Annotated in this window: 18 protein-coding genes; 9 read left to right on the top strand and 9 right to left on the bottom strand. The window is 65.3% G+C overall.

Annotated elements, in window-relative coordinates; all coding sequences use genetic code 11:
- Positions 1-31: 31 nt before the first annotated feature.
- Together CAL29_RS23865 and CAL29_RS23860 are read right to left on the bottom strand one after the other, a co-directional pair.
- Positions 32-1,012 (bottom strand): Bug family tripartite tricarboxylate transporter substrate binding protein, encoded by a 981-nt coding sequence (locus CAL29_RS23865; RefSeq protein WP_094855432.1) that lies wholly within the window; start codon positions 1,010-1,012, stop codon positions 32-34.
- A 118-nt stretch (positions 1,013-1,130) separates the two neighbouring features.
- Complete coding sequence (locus CAL29_RS23860) at positions 1,131-2,162, bottom strand: MerR family transcriptional regulator (protein ID WP_094855431.1); 1,032 nt, start codon at positions 2,160-2,162, stop codon at positions 1,131-1,133.
- 205 nt (positions 2,163-2,367) lie between these two features.
- On the opposite strand from CAL29_RS23860, the gene CAL29_RS23855 reads away from it, so the two are divergent.
- The 6 genes from CAL29_RS23855 (at position 2,368) to CAL29_RS23830 (ending at position 9,136) form a co-directional block, all read left to right on the top strand.
- Positions 2,368-3,273 (top strand): dihydrodipicolinate synthase family protein, encoded by a 906-nt coding sequence (locus CAL29_RS23855; protein WP_094855430.1) that lies wholly within the window; start codon positions 2,368-2,370, stop codon positions 3,271-3,273.
- 53 nt (positions 3,274-3,326) lie between these two features.
- Positions 3,327-4,511, top strand: a complete 1,185-nt coding sequence (locus CAL29_RS23850) for an enolase C-terminal domain-like protein (RefSeq protein WP_094855429.1) — start codon at positions 3,327-3,329, stop codon at positions 4,509-4,511.
- A gap of 194 nt (positions 4,512-4,705) precedes the next feature.
- Complete coding sequence (locus CAL29_RS23845; protein ID WP_444979153.1) at positions 4,706-6,001, top strand: MFS transporter; 1,296 nt, start codon at positions 4,706-4,708, stop codon at positions 5,999-6,001.
- Complete coding sequence (locus CAL29_RS23840; RefSeq protein ID WP_094855427.1) at positions 5,998-7,017, top strand: Bug family tripartite tricarboxylate transporter substrate binding protein; 1,020 nt, start codon at positions 5,998-6,000, stop codon at positions 7,015-7,017. The genes CAL29_RS23845 and CAL29_RS23840 overlap by 4 nt, the downstream gene beginning before the upstream one ends.
- 15 nt (positions 7,018-7,032) lie before the next feature.
- A complete protein-coding gene (locus CAL29_RS23835; RefSeq protein WP_094855426.1) occupies positions 7,033-8,100 on the top strand; it encodes an Ldh family oxidoreductase in 1,068 nt (355 codons plus the stop codon).
- 64 nt (positions 8,101-8,164) lie between these two features.
- Positions 8,165-9,136, top strand: coding sequence for a Bug family tripartite tricarboxylate transporter substrate binding protein (locus tag CAL29_RS23830; RefSeq protein ID WP_094855425.1), 972 nt, complete (start codon positions 8,165-8,167; stop codon positions 9,134-9,136).
- Positions 9,137-9,148: 12 nt separating this feature from the next.
- Here CAL29_RS23830 and CAL29_RS23825 read toward each other — a convergent pair whose 3' ends face one another.
- Positions 9,149-10,195 (bottom strand): LacI family DNA-binding transcriptional regulator, encoded by a 1,047-nt coding sequence (locus CAL29_RS23825; RefSeq protein WP_094855424.1) that lies wholly within the window; start codon positions 10,193-10,195, stop codon positions 9,149-9,151.
- Positions 10,196-10,259: 64 nt separating this feature from the next.
- Complete coding sequence (locus tag CAL29_RS23820; RefSeq protein ID WP_094855423.1) at positions 10,260-11,267, bottom strand: GlxA family transcriptional regulator; 1,008 nt, start codon at positions 11,265-11,267, stop codon at positions 10,260-10,262.
- Positions 11,268-11,411: 144 nt separating this feature from the next.
- Here CAL29_RS23820 and CAL29_RS23815 point away from each other — a divergent pair, with 144 nt between their 5' ends.
- Entirely contained in the window at positions 11,412-12,023 is a 612-nt protein-coding gene (locus tag CAL29_RS23815; RefSeq protein ID WP_094855422.1) for an isochorismatase family protein, read from the top strand.
- 34 nt (positions 12,024-12,057) lie between these two features.
- Here CAL29_RS23815 and CAL29_RS23810 read toward each other — a convergent pair whose 3' ends face one another.
- The gene (locus CAL29_RS23810) at positions 12,058-14,310 is read right to left on the bottom strand and encodes a DUF3604 domain-containing protein (protein WP_094855421.1); all 2,253 of its coding nucleotides are present in this window, start codon (positions 14,308-14,310) and stop codon (positions 12,058-12,060) included.
- A 105-nt stretch (positions 14,311-14,415) separates the two neighbouring features.
- On the opposite strand from CAL29_RS23810, the gene CAL29_RS23805 reads away from it, so the two are divergent.
- Both CAL29_RS23805 and CAL29_RS23800 read left to right on the top strand, forming a co-directional pair.
- Entirely contained in the window at positions 14,416-15,339 is a 924-nt protein-coding gene (locus tag CAL29_RS23805) for a LysR family transcriptional regulator (RefSeq protein ID WP_094855420.1), read from the top strand.
- A gap of 183 nt (positions 15,340-15,522) precedes the next feature.
- Complete coding sequence (locus CAL29_RS23800; RefSeq protein WP_094855419.1) at positions 15,523-16,491, top strand: Bug family tripartite tricarboxylate transporter substrate binding protein; 969 nt, start codon at positions 15,523-15,525, stop codon at positions 16,489-16,491.
- 33 nt (positions 16,492-16,524) lie between these two features.
- On the opposite strand, the gene CAL29_RS23795 is transcribed toward CAL29_RS23800, so the two are convergent.
- The 4 genes from CAL29_RS23795 to CAL29_RS23780 form a co-directional block, all read right to left on the bottom strand.
- Complete coding sequence (locus CAL29_RS23795; RefSeq protein ID WP_094855418.1) at positions 16,525-17,031, bottom strand: hypothetical protein; 507 nt, start codon at positions 17,029-17,031, stop codon at positions 16,525-16,527.
- A gap of 68 nt (positions 17,032-17,099) precedes the next feature.
- Positions 17,100-19,571, bottom strand: a complete 2,472-nt coding sequence (gene torA, locus CAL29_RS23790; RefSeq protein WP_094855417.1) for a trimethylamine-N-oxide reductase TorA — start codon at positions 19,569-19,571, stop codon at positions 17,100-17,102.
- Positions 19,555-20,235: a TorD/DmsD family molecular chaperone gene (locus tag CAL29_RS23785; protein ID WP_094855416.1), complete on the bottom strand. Its 681-nt coding sequence runs from the start codon at positions 20,233-20,235 to the stop codon at positions 19,555-19,557. Before CAL29_RS23785 ends, torA begins: the two co-directional genes overlap by 17 nt.
- Positions 20,232-21,836: a c-type cytochrome gene (locus tag CAL29_RS23780; RefSeq protein ID WP_094855415.1), complete on the bottom strand. Its 1,605-nt coding sequence runs from the start codon at positions 21,834-21,836 to the stop codon at positions 20,232-20,234. The genes CAL29_RS23785 and CAL29_RS23780 overlap by 4 nt, the downstream gene beginning before the upstream one ends.
- Positions 21,837-22,012 lie beyond the last annotated feature (176 nt).

Here is a 22,012-nt window from a genome sequence, read left to right as displayed (position 1 = left end):
TCGGAGAGGATAGGTGGGGCGCGTCGGATCGTCAGGGACGCTCAGTCAGGTTTTCGCTCTTGCCGAATGACTGCGCTTTCTTGAAGTCCGACGCCACCAGTTGCTCGAACGCGGGCCGCGATATGTGCATCATGTCCACGCCCGTGTCCTGGAAACGCTTGATGACGGTCTTGTCGGATAGGGCGGTCTGAAGCGCGGACGCCAGCGTCTGCGTCACTTCAGCGGGGAGATGGGCTGGACCGAAGATGCCGGTCCAACTGAGACCGGTAAATCCTTCGACGCCTTCCTCGGCCAGCGTCGGAACGTCGGGCAGGATTCTGGAGCGTTGCTCTCCAAACTGGACGATGGCCTTGATTTTCTTGCTTTTCAGGAATGGCAAGGAGGAGTTCACCTGGTCCGCCATGGCCGACACCTGGCCGCCGAGAAGATCGGTGATCGCCGGCCCGCTGCCCTGATAGGGTACAAAGGTCGCGTTCAGGGAGGCATTCTTGATCAGGTACTCGATCGTCAGATGTGCGGGAGAGCCGAACCCTGACGAGCCGATCGTGACGTGCCGGGACTTCGACGCGGCCACAAGGTCATGCAGATTATTGATCGGCGAGTCGTCACGCACCGTCAGGATGATAGGAACGGATTGAATGCCGCCAATACCTGTCAGGTCGTCGATCGGACTGAACGTGGCGGCGGGGTTGAGCGCGGGCGACGAGCCGACGGATCCGGTCGACCCCAGCAGCAGCGTGTAGCCATCGGGCTTCGATCTGGCTACGTAGCTGGCGCCAAGCAGCCCGCTCGCTCCCGGCATGTTGACGACCACAATGCTTTGGTGAAGCGTGGCGGTCAGCGCGGGCGCTACGATGCGAGCTGTCTCATCGATGTTTCCGCCGGGCGGAAACGGGACGATCAAGCGGATCGACTGCGCCGGAAATGGCTGCGCGGCCATCGAGAGTGGGCCGAGCATCAGACCGCCCAGCAAACCGAAGAGTGTCAAGCCGATTTTCTTGTATATCCGCATATTGTCGCCTCCGTCATCCAGAGCGAACTAGCGTAGCGATGCCCCCGTATAAAATGAAATACAGTTTTTCGAACCGGATATCGAAGAGATTTATACCCTTCGGCCTTGCGAGCCGGGGCTAACCGCCCGTTAGCGATGGACGTCGCGCGATGCGCGCGCGCACCTCGGGCGAGGCCAGGCAGGTCGCGACGGCTTCGTATCCCGGCGCGCCGGGATAGGGCGCCACGCGGCTGGGCGGGCTGTGGTTGGCGGGGCAAAGCAGGATGGCCTCGTCCGGTCCGACCGCGGCGAGGTCCAGGATGGCCGAGGAGCGCGTCATCAGGAAGAGCGGCCGTCCTCCCGCCTGCGCGCGTTGACGAAGGTGGACCATCAAGGCTTCCTGGGTGGAGCGGTCCAGGTCCTGCTCCACCATGTCGATGACCAGGACGGCGGGCCCCTCGGCTTCCAGGGCGACGAGCAGTGTCGTCAGGGCCAGGGATGCCGTGGCGCCCTCGTCGACGAGCCATTGCCGCGCCCGGTCGACGCGCGACCTCAGCGCAGGATCGGTTTCCAGCAAACGCGTCGCCCCGGCGCATCCGTGGTCGAGCCGGTCCAGGCCCACGAAGGCTGCATTGGGCAGCGCCTGCGCGAGACGGCGGGCCAGCCGGGTCTTGCCGCTGCCCAGCGAACCGATGATGTAGTTCAAAGGACGAACATCGCGAACTTCGAACCATTCGCCGCCCCAGGGCCAGGGGAGCGCGAAGGCCGCTCCGATGTCCGCCGATCGGTCGAGCAATCCCGTCAAGGCGCCATCGGATGGCATCTGCCCGCGAGCAAGGTCGGCCTGGATGCCTCGTAGCTTGTCCAGTTTACCGACGAGCGCATGGATTCCATGGTCGAGCGCCGTTTCGTGGGCGGACAAAGCCGCTTTCAGGCTTTCAGGATCGCCGTCCAGCACCCGCGCAACCTGAGCCAGGCTGAGTCCCAGCGCGCGCAGCGCCACGACCTCGGCGGCGCGGACCATGTCGCCAGGCCCGTACACCCGATATCCCGCCGCCGAGCGGCCGGGACGGATCAAGCCCTGCTGCTCGTATAGCCGCAAGGCCTTGGCCGATACGCCCAGCCGCCTGGCCGCTTCCGAAGCGTTCACGCATGAATTGGAAGAACACATAAGTCCACCGTCCTTGAGATTACCCAGGTGCAGCCAGCATGGGGCCGGCCCCAGGGGCCGGGTCAAGCGTACGACAGCTCTTCCGCCTAACCCTCAAGGTACTTGCTAATAATGGATGACATCGATATCATCAACTCAAAATGACATCGATATCATTTTTGGGCCGACGCCTGCCTTCGGCCTCGCAACACAGGAGACAAGCTTCATGCTTCATCAAGCAAGAGGGGTGTACATCGTCACCCAGACTCCCTTCGACGGAGACGGCGGGGTGGACCACGCCAGCATCGACACCTTGGTCGATTTCTACCTTCGGCATGGCGCGGATGGCTTCACGGTGCTGGGCGTCGCTGGCGAAGCGGCGAAGCTGACGGCCGATGAGGCCCTGGGCGTGGCTCGCCGCTTCATTGCCCGCGCACAAGGCAAACCCGTCATCGTGGGCGTAAGCAATCCCAGCATTGCCCAGCTACGGGAACTTACCGGCAAGGTCATGGATGCCGGCGCGTCGGGGGTCATGATCGCGCCGCCATCGGGCTCGCGCACGGAGGAGGAGCTGTTCGGCTATTTCGCGCGGGTGTTCGACGAAATCGGCAATGTGCCCACCGTGCTCCAGGATTTTCCCTTCTCCACCGGGACGTGGATGTCGGTGCCCTTCATCCTCGAACTGGTCCGCCGCCATCCGCAAATCCAGGTCCTGAAGGAAGAGGACATCCCCAGCATCACGAAGATCACGCGCTTGCGCGCCCAGCAGGACCGCAGGATCGCCATCCTGACCGGCAACAACGCGATGTTCCTGCCCCTGGAGCTCGGGCGCGGTATCGACGGCCCGATGGCCGGATTCTCCCATCCCGAAATGCTGTCGACCGTATATCGGCTGCATCGTGAAGGGCAAGTCCAGGCCGCGCACGACGTATTCGATTGCTACCTGCCCCTGCTGAGCTATGAGAACCAGAGCCAGTGGGGTGTCGCCGTGCGCAAGGAGATACTGCGCCGCCGCGGCGCGATCCGCCATGCGGCGATGCGCAAGCCCGGGCCGGCGCTGACCGCCGACGACCTGAAGGAAATCGACCTGCTCGTGACGCGTGTGCAGCGCGCCGTCGCCGAGCGCGCCTGATCCGTGGGCCCGCGTGCCACGCCTCATCCGTTACCGACTCTGGATCCGACTTCATGACCAAGATATCGCGCATCGAAATCATCGACTTCACCTACGACGTCAAGAATCTTGCCGCCGCCACCGAGCACACCCACAACCACGTCGCCTATCGCAAGGGCGCCACGATGCAGATGGCCAAATACGCCGTCATCATCGAGGCCGACGATGGCTCCCGGGGCGAATACGTTACCCAGTGGGGCGGCACGCGCCCGGCCTTGGCCCAGAGCATGATGCTCGCCAATAACGTTCTCGGCCGCGATCCCGCCATGCGCGAGGACATCTACGACGACTGCAAGCGCCTGCTGCACCACTTCGACCACATGGGCTATGGCCCACTCGACATCGCGTTATGGGACCTGGAGGGGAAGCGGCTGAATGCGTCCATCCAGCGGCTCCTGGGAGGATATCGTACGCGCCTCAAGGCTTACGCCAGCACCTTCCACGGCGACCATGCCGGTGGCCTGGACAGTCCCGAGAAGTATGGCGAGTTCGCCATCCAGTGCCAGGAAATGGGCTATCGAGGCTACAAGATCCACGGATGGTTCGACGGCGACAAGTATGGTGAAGCCGCCGCCATTCTGGCCGCCCGCAAGGCGGTCGGCGACAAGATGGATCTCATGTATGACGGCGCCTGCGACCTGAAGACCTTCGCCGATGCGCTTTACGTGGGCAAGGCTTGCGACGAGGCGAACTATTTCTGGTTCGAGGACCCCTATCGCGACACGGGCCTGTCGGCGTTCTCTCACAAGAAACTGCGCGAGATGTTGAAGACGCCCTTGCTTATCGGTGAGCATGTCCGCAGCCTGGAGCCGAAGGCCGACTTCATCATGGCCGGCGGGACGGATTTCGTGCGCGTCGACCCGGAATACGACATGGGAATCACGGGGGCCATCAAGACCGCTCGCCTGGCGGAAGGTTTCGGGTTGGACGTGGAGATCCATGCCGTCGGTCCCGCGCACCGTCACGTTATGGGCGCGGTGCGCAACTCCAATTACTACGAGGTCGCGCTGGTCGGGCCGGATTGTCCCAATGTCACCCCGCCCGTCTATACCTGCGGCTATACGGACCAGATCGACTGCATCGACCGCAACGGTACGGTTCCGGTTCCGTCCGGTCCGGGGCTGGGCGTGAGCTACGACTGGGATTTCATAAAGAAGAATGCGAGGCAGCATCACGTCTACGAGTTGGGCAAACGCTGACGCCAGTCCCGTCATTCGTTCGCAGTACCCACATAGAGCCACCAACACGTGGCCGCAACATGGCAGGTCGCCGGCGTCGCCCAATCGAGGGCGAGGCCGGACCCACCAGGGAACAGGAGACTCAAATGTCCACATGGGTGGTTCTTAGCGCTGTGCGCGCGCGCCATCAGCACATCCGCTACTACGTATTGGCCTTGGTTCTGCTGGTCACGGCGGTCAATCTCGCCGATCGCGCCAATCTGTCCATTGCTGGCGCGCCCATGTCCACGGAGCTGGGGCTCGGCAGCGTGGCGATGGGTTATGTCTTCTCGGCGTTTGCATGGGCCTATGTCATCGGTCAATTGCCAGGAGGCTGGATACTCGACCGGTTCAATTCGATAAAGGTCTACGCGACCACCTTGTTCCTGTGGTCGTTTTTCACATTCCTGCAAGGTTACGTGGGCTGGTTCCAGCCGGCCGTGGCCATCTTCCTGTTGTTCGCGTTGCGCTTCCTGGTCGGCTTGGTCGAAGCGCCTATCTACCCGGCGAACAACTACATTATTTCCGCCTGGTTCCCGCTGCGCGAACGTGGCCTTGCCACGTCGATCTTCAGTTCCGCGCAGTACGTAGCGGTGGTCCTGTTCGTGCCCATCATGGGCTTGCTCAGCCATGAACTGAGCTGGCATTGGGTATTCTGGGTCATGGGTGGGCTGGGCATGGTGCTGGCGGGGATCTGGGTGAAGGTCATGCAGCCGCCGGACAAGCATTCCAAGGTGACTCCCGAAGAACTCGCCTATATCCGTCAAAACGGCGCGATGATCGACATCGAGGCCAACAAGACCAGCAAGGCGCCCGCGCCTGCCGGTTCGCTGAAGCTGCTGCTAGGCAACCGGATGATGGCCGGAATCTATATTGGCCAGTACTGTATTACCGCCTTGCAGTATTTCTTCCTGACCTGGTTCCCGATCTATCTGGTCAAGGGGCGCGGAATGGACATCCTGCATGTCGGTTTCGCCGCCACCGCGCCGGCCATAAGCGGCTTCATCGGTAGCGTGCTGGGCGGGGCGATATCCGACGCGGTCGTCAAGCGCGGCGGCGGCGTCACCCTGGCTCGCAAGATTCCCTTCGTCACCGGGATGCTGCTGGCGAGCCTGCTGGTGCTTTGCAACTTCACCGATTCGACGTACGTCATCGTCGGGCTGATGTCCCTGGCTTTGTTCGGGAAAGGACTCGCACAGGTCGGGCTGGCGGTGGTGGTGGACACGTCGCCGCAGGAAATCGTCGGCTTCGCGACGGGCCTGTTCGGCGTGGCCGGCAACCTCGCGGGCATCGTCGCGCCGATCACCATCGGCTATATCCTCGGCATCACCCATTCCTTCACCGGCGTCATGTACTTCGTGGGCGCGCATGCGCTCGTCGGAGCCCTCAGCTATATCTTCATCGTCGGTCCGCTTCGCCGCCTTTCCCTGCCTGGAAACGGGTCCGTGTCTCGGGTGGAGCGCGCATCATGACGGCCCGCGCGAAGATCTATCGGTCCCGTCGCACCCTTATGGGACGGCTGTCATCCCGGGCTGTGGCGGCTGTCCTTGGCCTGGCGATGCTCCATGCGGCGTCCGCCGTGGCCGCGCCGGATTACCCCGACAAGCCCGTGCGGCTGATCGTGGGTTTTCCGCCGGGAGGTTCGACCGACGTATTGGCGCGAATGGTCGCGAACGGCCTGTCCCAAAAACTGGGGCGCCAGTTCATCGTCGAGAACAAACCCGGCGCAAGCGGCATGATCGGCGCCAATGAGGTGGCGAAGGCGCGCCCGGACGGCTACACGCTGCTCTTTTCCAGCAGCACGCTGGCCACCTATCGGGCGCTGTATCCCACGACGCCCTTCGATGCCAGCAAGGATTTCGAACCTGTCTCCCTGGTAGCGACGACGCCCTATCTCCTTGTCGTGCATCCTTCGCTTCCAGTGCATTCCGTGAGCGAGTTGATTGCCTACGCAAAAGCTCATCCGGGCGAGATCAACTATGCGGCGTCGGCGCCCGGAGGCGGCCAACATCTGGCGTGGGAGATGTTCAAACGCATGAACGGGGTCGATCTTCTCTACGTTCCCTATGCCGGCACGGGGGCGCTCACGCCGGACCTGCTGGCCGGCCGCTTGCAAGCCGCGATCGACAACGTGGCAGTTCTGGCGCAGCAGGTTCGCGCGCGAACGCTGCGGCCCATCGCCGTCACCGGCCCAAAGCGCTCCGCCTTGTTGCCGGGGGTGCCTACGGCGATCGAATCGGGGCTTCCTGGTTTCGATGTCGTTGGCTGGTTTGCCGTGTTCGCGCCCGCGAATACGTCCTCACAGGTCACGGCCCGGCTGTCGCAGGCCATCGGCGAGATCATGCGCGAGCCCGCAATGCGGAAAGCGTTCGAGGACCTGGGCGCCGACCCGGATGTGCGTGGGCCCGAGGCGCTGCGTGAGTTCCTGGCCTCGGAAACCTCCCGATGGGGAAAGTTGATCCAGGACGCCGGTATCAAGCTTCAATAGCGGGAGGAAGTTTCGATGTCGTTTATCCATGCGAATCATGCCGTGGCGGCGGCAACGGTGCTGCTGCAACGCGGCGGACTCGGCGCCGACATGGCCGGCGCGGTCGCCCGCAGGCTGGTGCAGGGGCAGTTGTTGGGACGCCATACCCATGGCCTTGCGATGCTGCCCACTTACCTCGAACGGCTTGCCGACGGCCGGATTGCGAGGGAAGGGCGCATAGAGACTTTGTCCGATCAAGGTGGCAGCTTCAGTTGGCGGGTCGACCGCCTGCCCGGGGCATGGGTCATGGACAGGATGCTGGCGCAAGCCGTGACTCGCGCGGCGCGCCATGCCGTGGTGACGGCGACCGTGGCCGGCTGCTCCCACATAGGCGCGCTGCAAGCCTACCTGGCCGATCTGGTTTCGCGCGAACTGCTGGGCCTGCTCATGGTTACCGATCCCGGCGTGGCCTCGGTGGCGCCGCCGGGCGGAATCGACCCCGTCATCACATCCAATCCCGTCGCGCTCTGCATCCCCACCGAGCGTGCTCCCTTGCTGATAGACCAGAGCACATCCATGTTGAGCAACGGCGCCGTGGTAGCGGCCCTGGCGGCGGGCAAGGCCTTGCCGGGGCCGTGGTTGCTCGACAACCAGGGGCGCGCCACGGACGACCCCGCGGCGGTCAACACCGATCCTCCCGGGACCTTGCTGCCCGTGGGGGGCTTGGAATTTGGCTACAAAGGCTTCGGCTTTGGATTGATGGTGGAGGCCTTTGCGCTCGCGCTTTCCGGCTTTGGCCGCGACCAGGCCCGTGAGCGCGGCGCGCAAGGCGTGTTTTTGCTGATCGTCGATCCAGGGCGATTCGGAGACGGCAAGGCCGCCTTCCTGCGCGCCATGTCGGCGCTGGTGGACCAATGCGAGGCGAGCCGCCCGATCCCGGGGGGCGCCGGCGTACGCCTGCCTGGAGAGGCCGCATTGCGCGCGCAGGCGCGGCAACTGCGGGATGGGCTGGACCTGAGCGCCGAATTGTTGTCCCGTTTGGACGCCTGCGCGCGCCGGCTGGGCCTGGACAGCTTTTCAGCCGCCGCCCCTGTTGTCGAATAGGACCTGGCATGGGCCGATCCGGCCCGGTCCGCTGCTGTACCACCATTCAAGAACGGAGACAGGCATGAAATTCAGACTTGCCCGGCTTATCGCCGTGGCGGCATTGGCTTGCTGGAGCATGACCGGCGAGGCCGCGGATTTCCCGGACCATCCATTGACCATGATTGTCCCTTTCGTGCCCGGCGGGTCTTCGGACATCACCGCGCGCGCCATCCAGCCGGCCTTGACGCGCGTGCTCGGGCAAACCGTGGTTATCGACAACAAGCCCGGGGCCAACGGCAGCATCGGCGCGGTGGAGTTGAAGCGTGCCGCCCCCGATGGCTACACGATGCTGATAGGCTCGATCGGCACATTCGCGATCAATCCTTCCGTCTATAAGAAACTGAATTACGACCCCACCACGGATTTCCGCTATTTGACACAGGCGGTTCGAACACCCAACGTGCTGGTGGTAAATCCAAATCTGAAGGTGCGTACGCTGCCCGAGCTGCTTGAATATGCAAAGCGTCATCCTGACCGGATGTCGTACGCCAATTCGGGAAGCGGATCTTCAGACCATCTTTCCGCGGTGCTCTTTCGCCAGCGCACGCACACGGAAGGGGTGGACGTGCCATATCGTGGCGGCGGCGCGGCCATTACCGATACGCTGAGCGGCCAGGTCAACGTGATGTTCATGAATCTCGGCGCGGTGCTGCCCTACGTCAAGGCCGGGAAACTCATTGCGGTGGCGTGCACCGGCGAGCGGCGGGATCCAGGCTTGCCCGACGTGCCAACAATGCAGGAAGCCGGCATATCCGGGATGGTCGTGTATTCCTGGCAAAACATCGCGGTGCCGAAGCGGACGCCGACCGCGGTTGTCGAGTGGCTTTCCGAAAAATTGCGCGCCGCGCTCACCGATCCAAAATCCAGGGATATCCTGGAAAAGCAGGGCTTCGAGGTCGTCGCGTCGCCGTGGAAGGATGCCGACGCCTGGCAGGAAGCGGAGACCAGGCGCTGGGCGCAGGTGGTGAAGAGCGCCAACATCAGTCTCGACTGATCAGGGCGCGGGTTAACCGCTGGCGCGTTCCATGACGGTGAAGCCGAGATCCACGACGGGATCGGCGATCGGGCCGCCTTCTATTCTTTCCACCAGCATGCGGGCCGCGCGTCGGCCGATCTCGATGCTGTCGATCTGGACGGTGGTAAGCGGCGGTTCGGCATCGACCGCGAAATCCAGATCGCCGAACCCGACGATGCCAATGTCATCCGGCACGCGCTTGCCTTGCGTGTGTAGTTCCGTTATCGCCCCCAGGGCGACCAGGTCGGTCGCGCAGAAGATGACATCCAGATCCGGATGTTGCCGGAGCAGTTCCGCGGCGCCTTGCCGGCCGTGACGCATGCGTGTGGGCGCGTCGATCCGGGTGGCGGGTACGTCGCCGTAGCCCAGTCGACGCGCCTCTTTCAGGAATCCATGACCGCGCGCCGTGCTGCGCGGCTCCCTGGCGACGATCATCGTTGGCTTGCGATAGCCCTTGCTGTGTACGTAGTTCGCGACCGCCGCGCCTATTTTTTCATGGGAAAAGCCGACCAGCATGTCGATGGGAGTACGTGTCATGTCCCATGCTTCGATGACCGGAATCCCGGTATCGCGCAGGCGTTGGCGCAGGGATGACGTCTGCATGGCGCCGATCAACACGATGCCGTCGACGCGCCGCCCGATGACCGCGTCGAGCAGGGCATCTTCTCCCTGTTCGCCATAACCCCGTTGTCCCAGCATGACCTGGTAGCCGCTGGCCGCCAGCGTCTCGGTCAATGACTGGACCGCCAGTATGAACGCGGAACCCGAGGATATTGTCGGCACCAGGCATGCAACCAGCCGGCTGCGCGCGGATTTCAGGCCGCCCGCGAGAAGATTCGGCACATAGCCGGTTTTCGCTACGGCTTCCTGGACCTTCAGGCGCGTGGCTTCGGAAACGATCGTCGGATTGCCCAGCGCACGGGATGCGGTGATTTTCGATACGCCCGCTACCTTTGCTACGTCCGCCAGGGTCGGCCTATTGACCGGGGAGAGAGGTTTCGAGGCCGGGGTCGACGGAGGGCAGGGCTTGGATCGCATGGGGTTTTAGACGTTGGATCGTGCCTGCTTGCGCTGGCGCAGCGCAAGCAGAGGAAAAACGGTCCTAGCATAGCGGATTTCCCGCGGGAACCGTCCTGAACCTGCCGCGGTATTCGGCCGGCGTGGTGTCCAGCTTCCGGCGGAATGCGCGGTTGAGCGTGTCGGTCGTGTTGAAGCCGCAGGCCGCGGCGATGTGGTCCAGCGGTTCGTCCGTGGTTTCCAGGCGGTTGCGCGCCATTTCCACGCGCACCGATTCGATGTAGGCGGCCGGCGTCGTGTTCAGTTCGGTCTTGAAGATACGGGTCAGTTGGCGGTCGCTGACGTGGGCCTGCGCGGCCAGCTCGGCGATGGTGATGGGCTCGGCGATGCGGCGCATGATGTAGTGGCGCAGCGCATCCATGCGCCGGGTCTTCGAGGCCGGCTCCAGCGAGGCGCTGAACTGGCTTTGTCCGCTCGGGCGCTTGAGGAACATGACGAGCTGGCGGGCGACGCGCAGGGCCTGCCGCTCGCCGAAGTCGTCGGCGACCAGGGCCAGCGCCAGGTCCAGGCAGGCGGTCAGCCCGGCGCCGGTCCAGACGTCGCGGTCGCGGATGAAGATCGGGTCGGCATCGACTTTCACTTCAGGATGCTCGTCGGCGAGCTGCCGCGCGGTGGACCAGTGCGTGGTGGCGCGGCGGCCGTCCAGCAGGCCCGCCGCGGCCAGCACGTGGGCGCCCACGCAGACGGAGGCGATGCGCCGCGTGTTGGCCGCAAGCGCCTTCACCCACGCCACCACCGCGGGCGCCACCACGGCGCGCACGCCGCGTTGCGCGTCGACCTCCACCGCGCCGGGCACCACCAGGGTGTCGATCCCGTGGCGGGCCAGGTCCGCAAACGTGGCGTGGGGCAGCACGCGCACGCCGGCCGAGGTCGTGACCGGCGCAAGCGTCTCGGCCGCCAGCACCACCCGGTAGCCCGTCGGTTCGTCCATTTCGCGCTGGAGCAGCGCAAACACTTCCGCCGGACCGCTGACGTCCAGCAGGTCGACGTGTTCGAACAGGACGATGACGATGAGGCGTTCTATGGTTGCCACGATGGAGGCGAATCCCGGAATGTCGGAATCTGCATGTTATGCGACATTGCGGACATTCCATGGCGTTCTTAGCATGGCAAGACGGTCATTTCCGATGGCCCGACTTCATCACGTCAATTTCGCCTCTCCGAAGGAAGCACAGCCATGAACGCCCCGACCCCGACCCCGACCCCGACCACCCTGCGCCAGCTCAACGGACTGGACCCCACGCCCGCCACGCTGGCCGCCGCCACCCTGATCCTGGTGGACTACCAGAACACCTACACGCGCGGCGTCATGGAGTTGGCCGGCTGGCAGGCGGCCCTGGCCTCGGCGGCCGATCTGCTGGCGCGGGCGCGCGCCGCGGGGGCGAAGATCATCCACGTCGTCCACGACGGTGGCAAGGGCTCGCCTTACGATCTCGGCGCCGACATCGGCCAGATCCATCCCGCCGTCGCGCCGCTGGCGGACGAGCCCGTCGTCGTCAAGACGGCGCCCAACGCCTTCGTCGGCACCGACCTGGGCGAGCGCGTGGATGCGGCCGGCAACAAGCAGGTCATCGTCATCGGCTTCATGACCCACATGTGCGTGACCTTCACCGCCGAGGGCGCCTTCCTGCGCGGCAACCAGCCCACCGTGGCCGCCGACGCCTGCGCGACCCGGCCGATCCGCACGGAAGCGGTGGACGTGACGGCCGAGGCGCTGCACGAGGGCGCGCTGGCGACCATCGCCGACCTCTATGCGGTGGTGGTGCGCACGGGCGCGTCTATCCAATGACGCCGGGCGTCCGCGGCCATGCGCGCCCGCTTGTTCACCGGCCTGCTTTTTCGATATAGACCGGACTCGAATAGATGAAATAGCCGTCCTCGGTCGTCACCCGGACATAGATGGCATTGTCCTCGCCGGCGTGCAGCGGCACGCGCACCCGCTGCCGCATGCGGGTCGCCTTGTTCTCGTCGGGCAGGCGGAAGATCTGCAGGCGCCGTTGGATCCCGCCGTTCTCGCGCACGATGGGTTCGAGGCCGATGTCCGCCACCGGCACGTCGACGTCGATGAGCGGCGTGCGCACTTTCAGCGTGCCCGCGCGCGGGTCCGCCAGGCGGACGTCGACGCCGCTGAAGCCCCCCGTGGTCAGCGACTGCCAGCGCAGATGTCCGGGCGCGACGGCGTCCAGCGTCTTGTCCAGGTTCCAGAAATTGATGGGCCGGGGATCGGCGAAGGCGTTGCCCTCCAGCACGGCCTCGCCATCCCAGACCGTCTGGCGGCCGCGGCCGCGATAACCCGATCCCTCCCAGACCAGGCGGATGCGGCTGCCCAGGTCCGCCTCGGCATAGGGCCGCAGGACATGCACCACGTCCATGCGGTTGCGCACTTCCACGCGCTCGATCGGCCCGTGCGTGGCGACGTCGAACTCGAATTCGACGAAGTCGTCGTCATAGGCCACCACCGCGCCCATGTCGGCGCTGTCGACGGCGCTTTGCGTGACCGGCAGGCCCAGCTTGGGATCGTCGGACCAGCGCCGGGCCGGCCGCGCGAAATGCGCGCGCACGTCCAGGTAGGCGCGGCAGCCCGTGGTGGCGTAGTGGCGGCGCTGGCGCAGGCATTCGGCGATGGCGGGACGGGTCAGTTCGTCGGCGATCAGGCAACTGAGGCCGCCATAGGCGCCGAACAGCGACGCGCCCGGATGGCTGGCGCCATGGCGGCCCTTGTGGCCGTCGCTGTTGGCCAGGATGCCCACGCGGTAGCCCAGCTTGAAGGCGTCCTCGAGCAGCCACTCGAAGGTGCCCCAGTCGGAATGGATCTCTATGGACCGCTCGATGCGCGCGTCGTGCGATAGCGTGATGTCGGCATAGCGCCCGCCGATGTGGGCGAAGACCACGACGTCCTCGTCCTTCAGGGCGTCGAACAATTGGTCCGCGCTGTTGCAGTCGCTGTCCAGATCGGACAGGTCGTCGACCAGCGCGTGCGAAGACCGGTGTATGGGCCGGCCTTCACGCAGGTACATGACGTTGCGGTCGCCGCCCAGGCCGGTGTTGCCCGACCACTCGTAGCCGGGGAAGATGATGAAGCGGCCGTCCTCGTTGTATTTGGCCGTCAGGGTGTTGAGATGCTCCCAGAAGTCCGTGGTGATCTGGAAATCGTTGCCCTGGTGGCTCATCACGTCCAGAAAGGCCCGGTCGCGCGCGAAGACGATCAGTTCCTCGGCCGAATTGGTGCCTATGGTCTCTTCCGACTGGCCGTGCAGGTCGCCCCAGAAATGGCGCCGCCCGGCGCGCGCCACCACGCGGCAGGGATTGCTGCGCGCCAGCACCTGCCCGTCGCGCAGGACCTCGATTTCCAGGTCGCCGGCCTGCTCGGGCACCAGGTCGCCGATGACGGTGGCGTAGTCGCCCGCCGCGACCGTGAAGCCGGCCGGCAGTCCCGCCAGCGGCAGGTTGGCGCGCAGGGCGTAGGCGCCGCCCATGCGGTGCGACGGATTGCCCCATTTGTCCTCGCCCTTGAAGCCCAGGCGCAGGGGCTCGCCGCATACGGCCAGGCTGGGCAGCACCGCCTTGTAGCCGGCCGGCGGCCCGGCGATCACGGAGATGGTCGGCGAGTTTTCCAGTTCGACGTAGTTGTAGGTGGCGAAGGCGTCGACCAGCACGCGGAACTCGAAGGTGGGCTCATGGAAGGTCTGCACGCGCATGCCGGGCGAGCCCTGGCGGGTGTCGCCGAAGCGCACGACGATGCGGTCGCCTTCCTCCAGGTAGCCGCGCACCACGCGGATGAACAGCGTCTTGTCCCACGGCCGGATGTTGCGCTTGCCGTCGTATTCGACCTGCAGGACCGCGCCGTTGCTGGCTTCCACCGTGGTGTAGTTCCAGCCCTGGGGATCGTCGAACTGCGGCTTGCCCATATCGCTGGCGAAGCGGTGCACGATCTTCAGCGAACCGGTGTCGTCGATGCCGAAGTAGCCGGCGGTATAGGTCAGCGTGAAACAGCCGAAACTGCCGGCCTCGAACTCGCCGGCGGGATCGATGGTGGCGGAGCCCATCTGGTGGCGTGCGTACTGGGAATGCGGCATGGCGGACTCGCGGGACGATGGAAAAACGCGTAGGGACGCTTCATCCTAGCGGCGCCAGGCCCATGTTCCTATGGTATATAGGCTATTTCTCCATGACGTAAAGCTATGGAAGATCCCGTCGAAGCCGTTTCCCTGCGGCAATTGCGCGCCCTCGTCTCCGTGGCCGACAGCGCCAGTTTTACCGGCGCCGCCGAGCAACTGGGCATGTCGCAGCCTTCGATCAGCCACCTGATCCGCCGTCTCGAGGCCGAGGTCGGGCAGACGCTGGTGGTGCGGGGCCGGGAGATCAGCCTGACCGACCAGGGCCGGAACATCGCCGACGTGGCGCGCCGCGCCATCCTGGCGATAGACGCCGTCATGCGCGAATGCCGCGACAACACGTCGCTGAAGACCGGCTCGGTCAACGTCGCCGTGGGCCATGTCAGCGCCGCCACGCTGCTGCCGCAGATCCTCCATCGCTTCCAGAAGAAGCATCCGGAGATCGAGTTGACCGTGGTCGACTGCATGGTCGAGCAGATCCGCGCCAAGCTGCTCTCGCACGAGGCCGACATCGGCCTGGGCGCGGTGACCGCCACGGACGATTCCAAGATCCTGATCGAGAAACTGTGGGACTGCGGCGTCTGCCTGTTCATGCGCGACGACCATCCGCTGGCGCGGCGCGCCCGCATAGACGCGCGCGTGCTGGCGGAGCTTCCCTGTATCCAGCTCAATCCCAACGCGCCGGCCTGGCTGGCGATCAGCCGCAAGCTGATCGCCGCGAATATCTACCCGAGGGTGGAGCAGCGCGTGATCCTGGTCTCGACGGCGGTCGGGATGATCCAGGCCGGCATGGGCGTGGCCATGATGCCGCGTATCGCCGCCGTCCACATGCCGCGCGGCATCAAGGGAATTCCCTTGTGCAACCCGGAACTGGAATGGCCGATATCCGTCGTGCGGCTGGCCAACTATCCCCAGTCGCCCGCGGCGCAGGCGTTCGCGGCGGTGGTGCGCGCGACGGTCAGGGAGATCGGGGCGGCGCAGGGGACATAACCACGGGGAGCATAACCACCGGGGGCATAACGTCACGTCATGACGGTATAGCGGGCATGTCCTAGGGGCAGGGCGCGCCATCCGATACGCTGGCATGGCCTTGTCGCGCTGCTGCACGGCGGCGAACCGGCCAGCGCGGGCGCGGCCAAGGCATCGTTACTTGCATCGACCGTCGGAGTCGTCATGAAAAAAATATCAGGGGTATGCCTGGCCGCGCTGGCCGGGTGCGCGTTCTCGGCCCACGCCGATACGTTTCCATCTCATCCCATCACGCTGGAAGTGCCGCTGGCGGCGGGCAGCACCGCCGATATCCTGGCGCGCGCCATACAGCCGGAACTTTCCAGGCTGCTGGGCCAGAGCGTGGTGGTGGAAAACAAGGCGGGCGGCAGCGGCCTGATCGCCATGCAGTACGTGCAGCGGTCGGCGCCGGACGGCTATACGCTGGTCATGGGATCCAACACCACCTGGGCCATCAACAAGGGCCTGTTCAAGTCGCTGCCCTACGATCCGCAGAAGGATTTCAAGCCGGTCGCCTACCTGGCCGGCGGCTCCAACGTGCTGATCGTCAAGCCGGACGGCAAGTACGACACCCTGGCGTCGCTGGTCGCGGCGTTGAAGGCGCAGCCGAACCGGCTCACTTTCTCGTCCGGCGGCAACGGCACCACGCATCATCTGTCGGCCGAGTACCTGAAGGCGCTGACCGGCACGCATGCCATGCACGTGCCGTATCGCGGCGCGCCGCAGGGCGTCACCGCCGTGATGGCGGGCGAGGTGGATTTCGGTTTCTACAACACGCCCAGCGTGTCCGGCCTGGTCAAGGAAGGCAGGCTCAAGGCCCTGGCGACGACCGGCGAGGCGCGTTCGCCGCTGCTGCCGGACGCGCCCACGATGATCCAGGCGGGCGTGCCGGGCTATGTGATCTCGGTCGATTTCGGCTTGCTGGCCCCGGCCGGCACGCCGGACGGCGTAATCGCCCGCCTGAACCAGGCCGCCCGCGCGGTGATGAAGGATCCGGCGTTGCGGCAAAAGCTGCAAGCCCAGGGCTACGAGGTCTTCCAGGACGACACCCCCGCGCAGTTCGGCGAGTTCATCCAGGCCGACATCGACAAATGGGTGCCCTTGGTGAAGAAATCGGGCGCCGCCATCGATTGACGCGACGACGGCGGCCTTCGGTCCATGCCGCGTTCAGGCAAGCGCCTGGCCCGGATGGCGAGCCGTTCCCATCCCACTGGTGGACTGGAGGTGCACGGCGATCGCGGCGCTCAGGCCGAACATCAGCTTCGAGAACAAGCTGACGCCGTAGGGCAGCATGTGCACGAAGGACGGGCTCAGCCAAGGCAGCAATACGAAGAAATTGAACGCCCAGATGGCGGCCAGGACGACGGGCAGGCCGGCGTACAGGGCGAGGGGGCGCATTTCCCCCTTGAATACCCGGGCCAGGACGCGCGCCAGCACCGCGCCCAGGCCGAACGAGAGCAGCATGTGCACGAGGAAGCCGGCGACGGCGGAATGGGGCAGGCCCACCGCCTCGCTGACGCCGGCCGCGACCGCGGACGCCGAATGGCCCGTTGCCGCGCCGTACAGCGCCACCACCGCGACTTCGGCCAGGCCGCCGCTGGCGCCGATTGCAAGCGCCTGGCGCCAGGCGTCGTCCGGGTTGAAGCGCCGATCGTACGAAATGGACTTTGACATTTACAGCTCCTGTGAAGAACAACGACGGGAAGGGATTGCCATGCCTGTTCCTGCGGCCGCGCCCCGTATCAGTGGGTGCGCGGCGATTCGAATACCTGCACGGCGGGTATCGGGCCCTCGAATTTCTCGACCTGCGCCAATACGCTGTGGCCGCAATTGGCCTGGGCGAGGCGCGACGTCGAAATGCCGGAGGTGAGCGTGTTGACGTCGCCATAGCGGCAGAGGCTGCCGGGCGTGCGCGGGTCGACGGGGTCGTACCAGCCGCCTTCGTTGATGCGGACCACCCCGGGCCGGATCGCATCGGTAATCGCCAGCCCCGCCAGCATCTGGCCGCGGTCGTTGAACACCCGAACGACGTCGCCGTCCTTGAGGCCGCGCCGCGCGGCATCCTCGGGGTGCATCAGGCAAGGCTCGCGCCCCGCGATGGCGTATTTCTCCCGCAGCACGGTGCCGCATAGCTGGGAGTGCAGCCGGTAGCGCGGATGCACCGTATCGACGTGTAGGGGATATTTGGCCGTGGGGCCGTCCAGACGTTCGAAGGGCTCCATCCACGTGGGATGGGGAGGGCAGTCGTCGTAGCCCATTTTCTCGATGGTCGCCGAATAGATTTCAATACGGCCCGACGGCGTTCCCAATGCGTTGAGCAGGGGATCGGCGCGGAAATCCTGCCGGCTGACGAAGTCCTTGCCCTTGCCGAGGGGAAAGGCAAGCGGCTGCGCGCTGTTCCAGAAACTGTCGAAGATCGGCATTTCCAGCCCCTTCGCGCGCGCGCCGATGCGGGCCGCCTCATAGAACGCGCGCAACCAGTCCATTTCCGATTTCTGCTCGGTGAAGGCGTCGCCCTGGCCCAGGCGCTGCGCCAGGGCGGAGAAAATGTCGAAATCCGAACGGGCCTCGAAGACCGGCTCCACGACCTTGTGCATCGCCAGGATGTGATTCAGCCCGAAATCGCCGACCTGCTCGATGTCGTTGCGTTCATAGGATGTGGTGGCGGGCAGGACGATGTCCGCATGCCGCGCCGAAGCGGTCCATTGGAAGTCCTGGACGATGATGGTCTCGGGTTTGCGCCATGCGCGCACCAGCTCGTTCCGGTCCTGTTGATGGGAGAAGGGATTGCCGCCCGCCCAGTAGATCAGCTTGATGTCGGGATAAATACCTTTTGTGCCGTTGAAATCGTAGGTCTTGCCCGGGTTCAGCAGCATCTCGGATATCCGCGACACCGGAATCGACCGCATGGCCTGCTTGCCTTTCCACGCGTCGGCGGGAAGCCGGTCGGCCGCATCGCCGATGGACGGCACGGACGGACTGTCCGCGGTGGGGCTGCCGCCGCTGGCGTAGTGGTAACTCAGCCCGTAACCGCCGCCCGGCAGGCCGATCTGGCCCAGCATGCTGGCGAGCGTGATCAGCATCCAATGCACCTGTTCGCCGTGGTGCTGGCGCTGTGTCGAGTAGCCCAGCGCCAGCATCGTGCGCTGCCGGGAAAAACGCCTTGCCAGGTCGCGCAAGGTGTCGGCGGGGATGCCGCAGATGCCGGCCGCCCACTCGGCGGTTTTCGGCGTGCCGTCCTGTTGCCCGAGAAGATAGGGCAGGAATTTGTCGAAGCCGGTCGTGTAGCGATCCAGGAACGCCTGGTCATGCAGTTTCTCGGCATACAAGGTGTGCGCGATGCCGAGCATCATGGCGACGTCGGTTTGCGGCCTGGGCGCGATCCATTCGGCGCCCAGGTATTCGCAGGTCTGTGTCTTCGCGGGATCGATGCACAGGGTCTTGATCCCGCGCGCCTTCAGGCCTTCGATTCCCGGGTAGGCGCCGTGATCCGGCACGACGTGGCCGATCTGGCTGTTGTTCATGGGGTCGCAGCCCCAGAACACCATCAACTGGGTGTGCTCGGCGACGACGGGCCACGCGGTGCATTGCTCGTAGACTTCGATGGACCCCACGACGTAGGGCAATATGACGAGCGCCGCGCCGGCGGAGTAGTCGCCCGAATAACCGACATAGCCGCCGGTGAGATTCATGAAGCGGTGCAGCAGCGTCAGGCAGTTGTGGAGCTTGCCCGGGCTGCGCCAGCCGTAGGAGCCGGCGTAGATGCCGGAAGGGCCGTGCGCTTGCCGTACCCGCTGCAGTTCCCGCGCGACCAGGTCCAGCGCCTGGTCCCAACCGATGCGGACGAAATCCCCCTCGCCGCGGCCGGCGGGATCGGCGCCCGGACCTTGTTCGAGATAGGCGCGCCGCACCATCGGATACCTGATCCGGGTCGGCGAATAAATGGAATCGAGGACGCCGGGCAACTGGGCGGAGGGCCGGGGATCTTTTTCCCAGGCCTTGATGGCGACGGCCCGGCCGTTCGTGACGCTCGCGCGGAACACGCCCCAGTGCGATCCCGTCAAGACTTCGCGGGACGGCTCTTCCGCGGCCATGGCGACCGAACTCAGCCATGCCGGGGCAGGGCTGGCGAGCAAGCCGGCCGCCATGGAAGCCTTGATGAAGTCGCGCCGCGTATAGCGGCTTGCCGGATCGCCGTTATGGTGTTTGCTCATGTTCGATCCTCAGGAAGATTTCGAGCGCCGCGCGCGTATGCCGCAAGGCGCCGAGAAGCAGCCGGGTGGCCGCCGCGTATAGATGACTGGCGTCACGCCGCGCGCAGGCTTGCGCCACGTCCGGCGCCCAACGCGCCAATCGGTCGGCAAGCTGCACGGCGGCGGACCAGTCGCGCTGCGCCAGGCGATCGGCCAGGAGCAATATCTCCACGCCGAGATGGTCGGGCGGTTCCCGGCATTCGGCGGCAAGCGACCGCCCGCACGCGCCGAGCAGGCGCTGCATTTCAGCGCACGGTTCGCCGAACAGGCGGCCGCTTCCGACATAGGCGCTTTCGTACAGGGAGACACCGCGCGGTCCCGAGACGCCTTCGAAAAGCTGCGTGTAGGCGCGCGCCGCGGCGAGGGCCGCGTGTTCGGCGCTCAACGCCGCCAGCATCGTCTCGCCTGTTTCCGGCTCATCGATCGACGACGCGATATCCATGACCAGCTTGCGTCCCGGCGCCGCGCCCAGGCTTTCGATGAAGCGCGCCGGCGGGGGACCCTGGAAGAAGCGCGCCAGCCAGGTCAGCAATTGCGCGCACGCCTCGAAAATACCCGCGTCGCGTTCCGCCTGGCCGTTTCCTGCCGGAAACGCGGCGTCCGTCAGGGCGGCGCCGGCCCTCATTGCCGGGCGCTCCGTTGCGTGGCGGCAAGGGTGTCCTTGGCATGGAATTGGAGATAGACCAGCAACTGCCTGTATTCGTCGTCCGACAGGCTGGTATAGAGCTTCATCGATTTCAACGTCCCTATCCACTGGTTCGCGAGGAAACCCTGCGTCTCGGGAACGGCATGGCACGCCGAACAGGTGGCATTGAAAACCTTGCTGTTGTATTGCCAGAGGACGTTCATGTCCGTCGCCAATCCGGCGGGCTTGATCCAGGCGGTCAGGGAGGCGTCGCGCCATGTCTGGCCGGCCACGTCGCTATGGTTTTCCCCTGTCCTGACCATCGGAATCGCGGAAGGCGCGAGCACGGACTGGAGGATGCGCTGGCCCGGCAAGGCATACATGGCATTGTCCGAGCCTTGCTGCCGCCATCCGTCCAGCCGGACCTGGAGCAGGCCGTTGCGGCGGCTCACGATCTTGAGCGGACTGGCCGCGAGGAATTTTCCATCGGGCGCCTTGGCGCCCGACGCGGCGTCCTCGGCGGACAGATAGAACGGCTGCGTGACGACGACGTATGCGGTGTCGGCGCGTTCCAGCGCCTGGCTGCTGGCGGCCAATGTCGCCAGTTGGCTGGCGCCGGCGTTCGCGCGCGCGGGCAATACCTTCACTTCGGCGGTACGGTTGGGTTCCGGCACGCCCGCGTTCGGCGCGTCTATCGGGGCCAGGGTCTTCAGGTAGGCGGCCATCGCCAGCCTGTCGTCGGCGGACAGCTTGGCGGTCGCGTGGACGATTTCACGCATGTCCCCGCCGGCGGGGATATTGAGCGGCGTCAGTCCTTCCTTGAGATAGCGCGCGATTTCGTTGACCGACCAATAGCCGATGCCGGTCTCGTCGGGCGAGATATTCGGCACATAGGCGCTGCCATCGGGACTGGGCCCGCCGGCATAGCGCCGGTCGGCCGGTATCGCGCCGAGCGCATTGCGCGGGGAGTGGCATTCCGCGCAGTGGGCCACGGCCTCGACCAGGTAGCGCCCGCGCAGCCAGCGCTCATCGTGTTGGGTGCCCGGCGCAAGCGCCTTGCCGTCCAGAAAGAGCATGCGCCAGGCGCCCACCGCGCGCCGGATCGTGAAGGGAAACTTGAGGTCGTGCGCGGGCGCCTTTCCGTGCACCGGCGGCAGCGTCTTGATGTAGGCCAGGATATCCCGCAGGTCATTGGCGGTCATGCGCTGGTAGGAGGGATAGGGAAACGCCGGGTATTCGTTCTCCCCATGCGGCGTGATGCCTTCGCGCATGGCGCGGATGAATTGCGCCGTGCTCCAGCTCCCGATCCCGTCCGCCACGTCGGGCGAAATATTCGGCATGTGGAAGGCGCCGAAGTCCGAGGTCAGCGTTTTGCCTCCGCCCAGCAGGTTTTCGTTGGGCTGGTTGGGCGTTGCATGACAGATCGCACAGGCGGCCGCCGTGAACAGTAAATGTCCATTGGCCAGGTTCGCCGGACCCTCGTCGGGGATGTCGCGCGAGGGGCGGTGAACCAGCGTCCATGCCCAGGGGGCGGTCAATATCCAGAAGCCTGCACAGCCCAGGATAAACACCAGGCCGATTGCGATTGCGGTTTTCTTCATGCTGCTTGCTTTCCCGGGCCATGTTGGAATTCAACTGCGGCCGGTCGGCATTCAAGCGTTACTGAGGTCACCGGTCATTGACGGATGCTAGGAGGCCCGGCGCGATGGCGCCTTGATCAGCATCAATTTTCGAGACCTGTCAAGTGGCTGAAAGAAGCGCGGTCAGATGCGTCGTT

It is taken from the genome of Bordetella genomosp. 10, assembly GCF_002261225.1.
In the GTDB taxonomy this organism is placed as follows: domain Bacteria; phylum Pseudomonadota; class Gammaproteobacteria; order Burkholderiales; family Burkholderiaceae_B; genus Bordetella_C.
Note: the sequence above shows the minus strand (reverse complement) of the source record. Positions and strands in the feature narration are given on the sequence as shown.

Coding starts and splice junctions, on each gene's coding strand:
- CAL29_RS23850 (WP_094855429.1), top strand. CDS start 3,327: ATGACCAAGATATCGCGCATCGAAATCATCGACTTCACCTACGACGTC.
- CAL29_RS23795 (WP_094855418.1), bottom strand. CDS start 17,031: ATGTCAAAGTCCATTTCGTACGATCGGCGCTTCAACCCGGACGACGCC.
- CAL29_RS23825 (WP_094855424.1), bottom strand. CDS start 10,195: ATGCGATCCAAGCCCTGCCCTCCGTCGACCCCGGCCTCGAAACCTCTC.
- CAL29_RS23840 (WP_094855427.1), top strand. CDS start 5,998: ATGACGGCCCGCGCGAAGATCTATCGGTCCCGTCGCACCCTTATGGGA.
- CAL29_RS23800 (WP_094855419.1), top strand. CDS start 15,523: ATGAAAAAAATATCAGGGGTATGCCTGGCCGCGCTGGCCGGGTGCGCG.
- CAL29_RS23865 (WP_094855432.1), bottom strand. CDS start 1,012: ATGCGGATATACAAGAAAATCGGCTTGACACTCTTCGGTTTGCTGGGC.
- CAL29_RS23860 (WP_094855431.1), bottom strand. CDS start 2,162: ATGTGTTCTTCCAATTCATGCGTGAACGCTTCGGAAGCGGCCAGGCGG.
- CAL29_RS23785 (WP_094855416.1), bottom strand. CDS start 20,235: ATGAGGGCCGGCGCCGCCCTGACGGACGCCGCGTTTCCGGCAGGAAAC.
- CAL29_RS23830 (WP_094855425.1), top strand. CDS start 8,165: ATGAAATTCAGACTTGCCCGGCTTATCGCCGTGGCGGCATTGGCTTGC.
- CAL29_RS23855 (WP_094855430.1), top strand. CDS start 2,368: ATGCTTCATCAAGCAAGAGGGGTGTACATCGTCACCCAGACTCCCTTC.
- CAL29_RS23835 (WP_094855426.1), top strand. CDS start 7,033: ATGTCGTTTATCCATGCGAATCATGCCGTGGCGGCGGCAACGGTGCTG.
- CAL29_RS23815 (WP_094855422.1), top strand. CDS start 11,412: ATGAACGCCCCGACCCCGACCCCGACCCCGACCACCCTGCGCCAGCTC.
- CAL29_RS23780 (WP_094855415.1), bottom strand. CDS start 21,836: ATGAAGAAAACCGCAATCGCAATCGGCCTGGTGTTTATCCTGGGCTGT.
- CAL29_RS23805 (WP_094855420.1), top strand. CDS start 14,416: ATGGAAGATCCCGTCGAAGCCGTTTCCCTGCGGCAATTGCGCGCCCTC.
- CAL29_RS23810 (WP_094855421.1), bottom strand. CDS start 14,310: ATGCCGCATTCCCAGTACGCACGCCACCAGATGGGCTCCGCCACCATC.
- torA (WP_094855417.1), bottom strand. CDS start 19,571: ATGAGCAAACACCATAACGGCGATCCGGCAAGCCGCTATACGCGGCGC.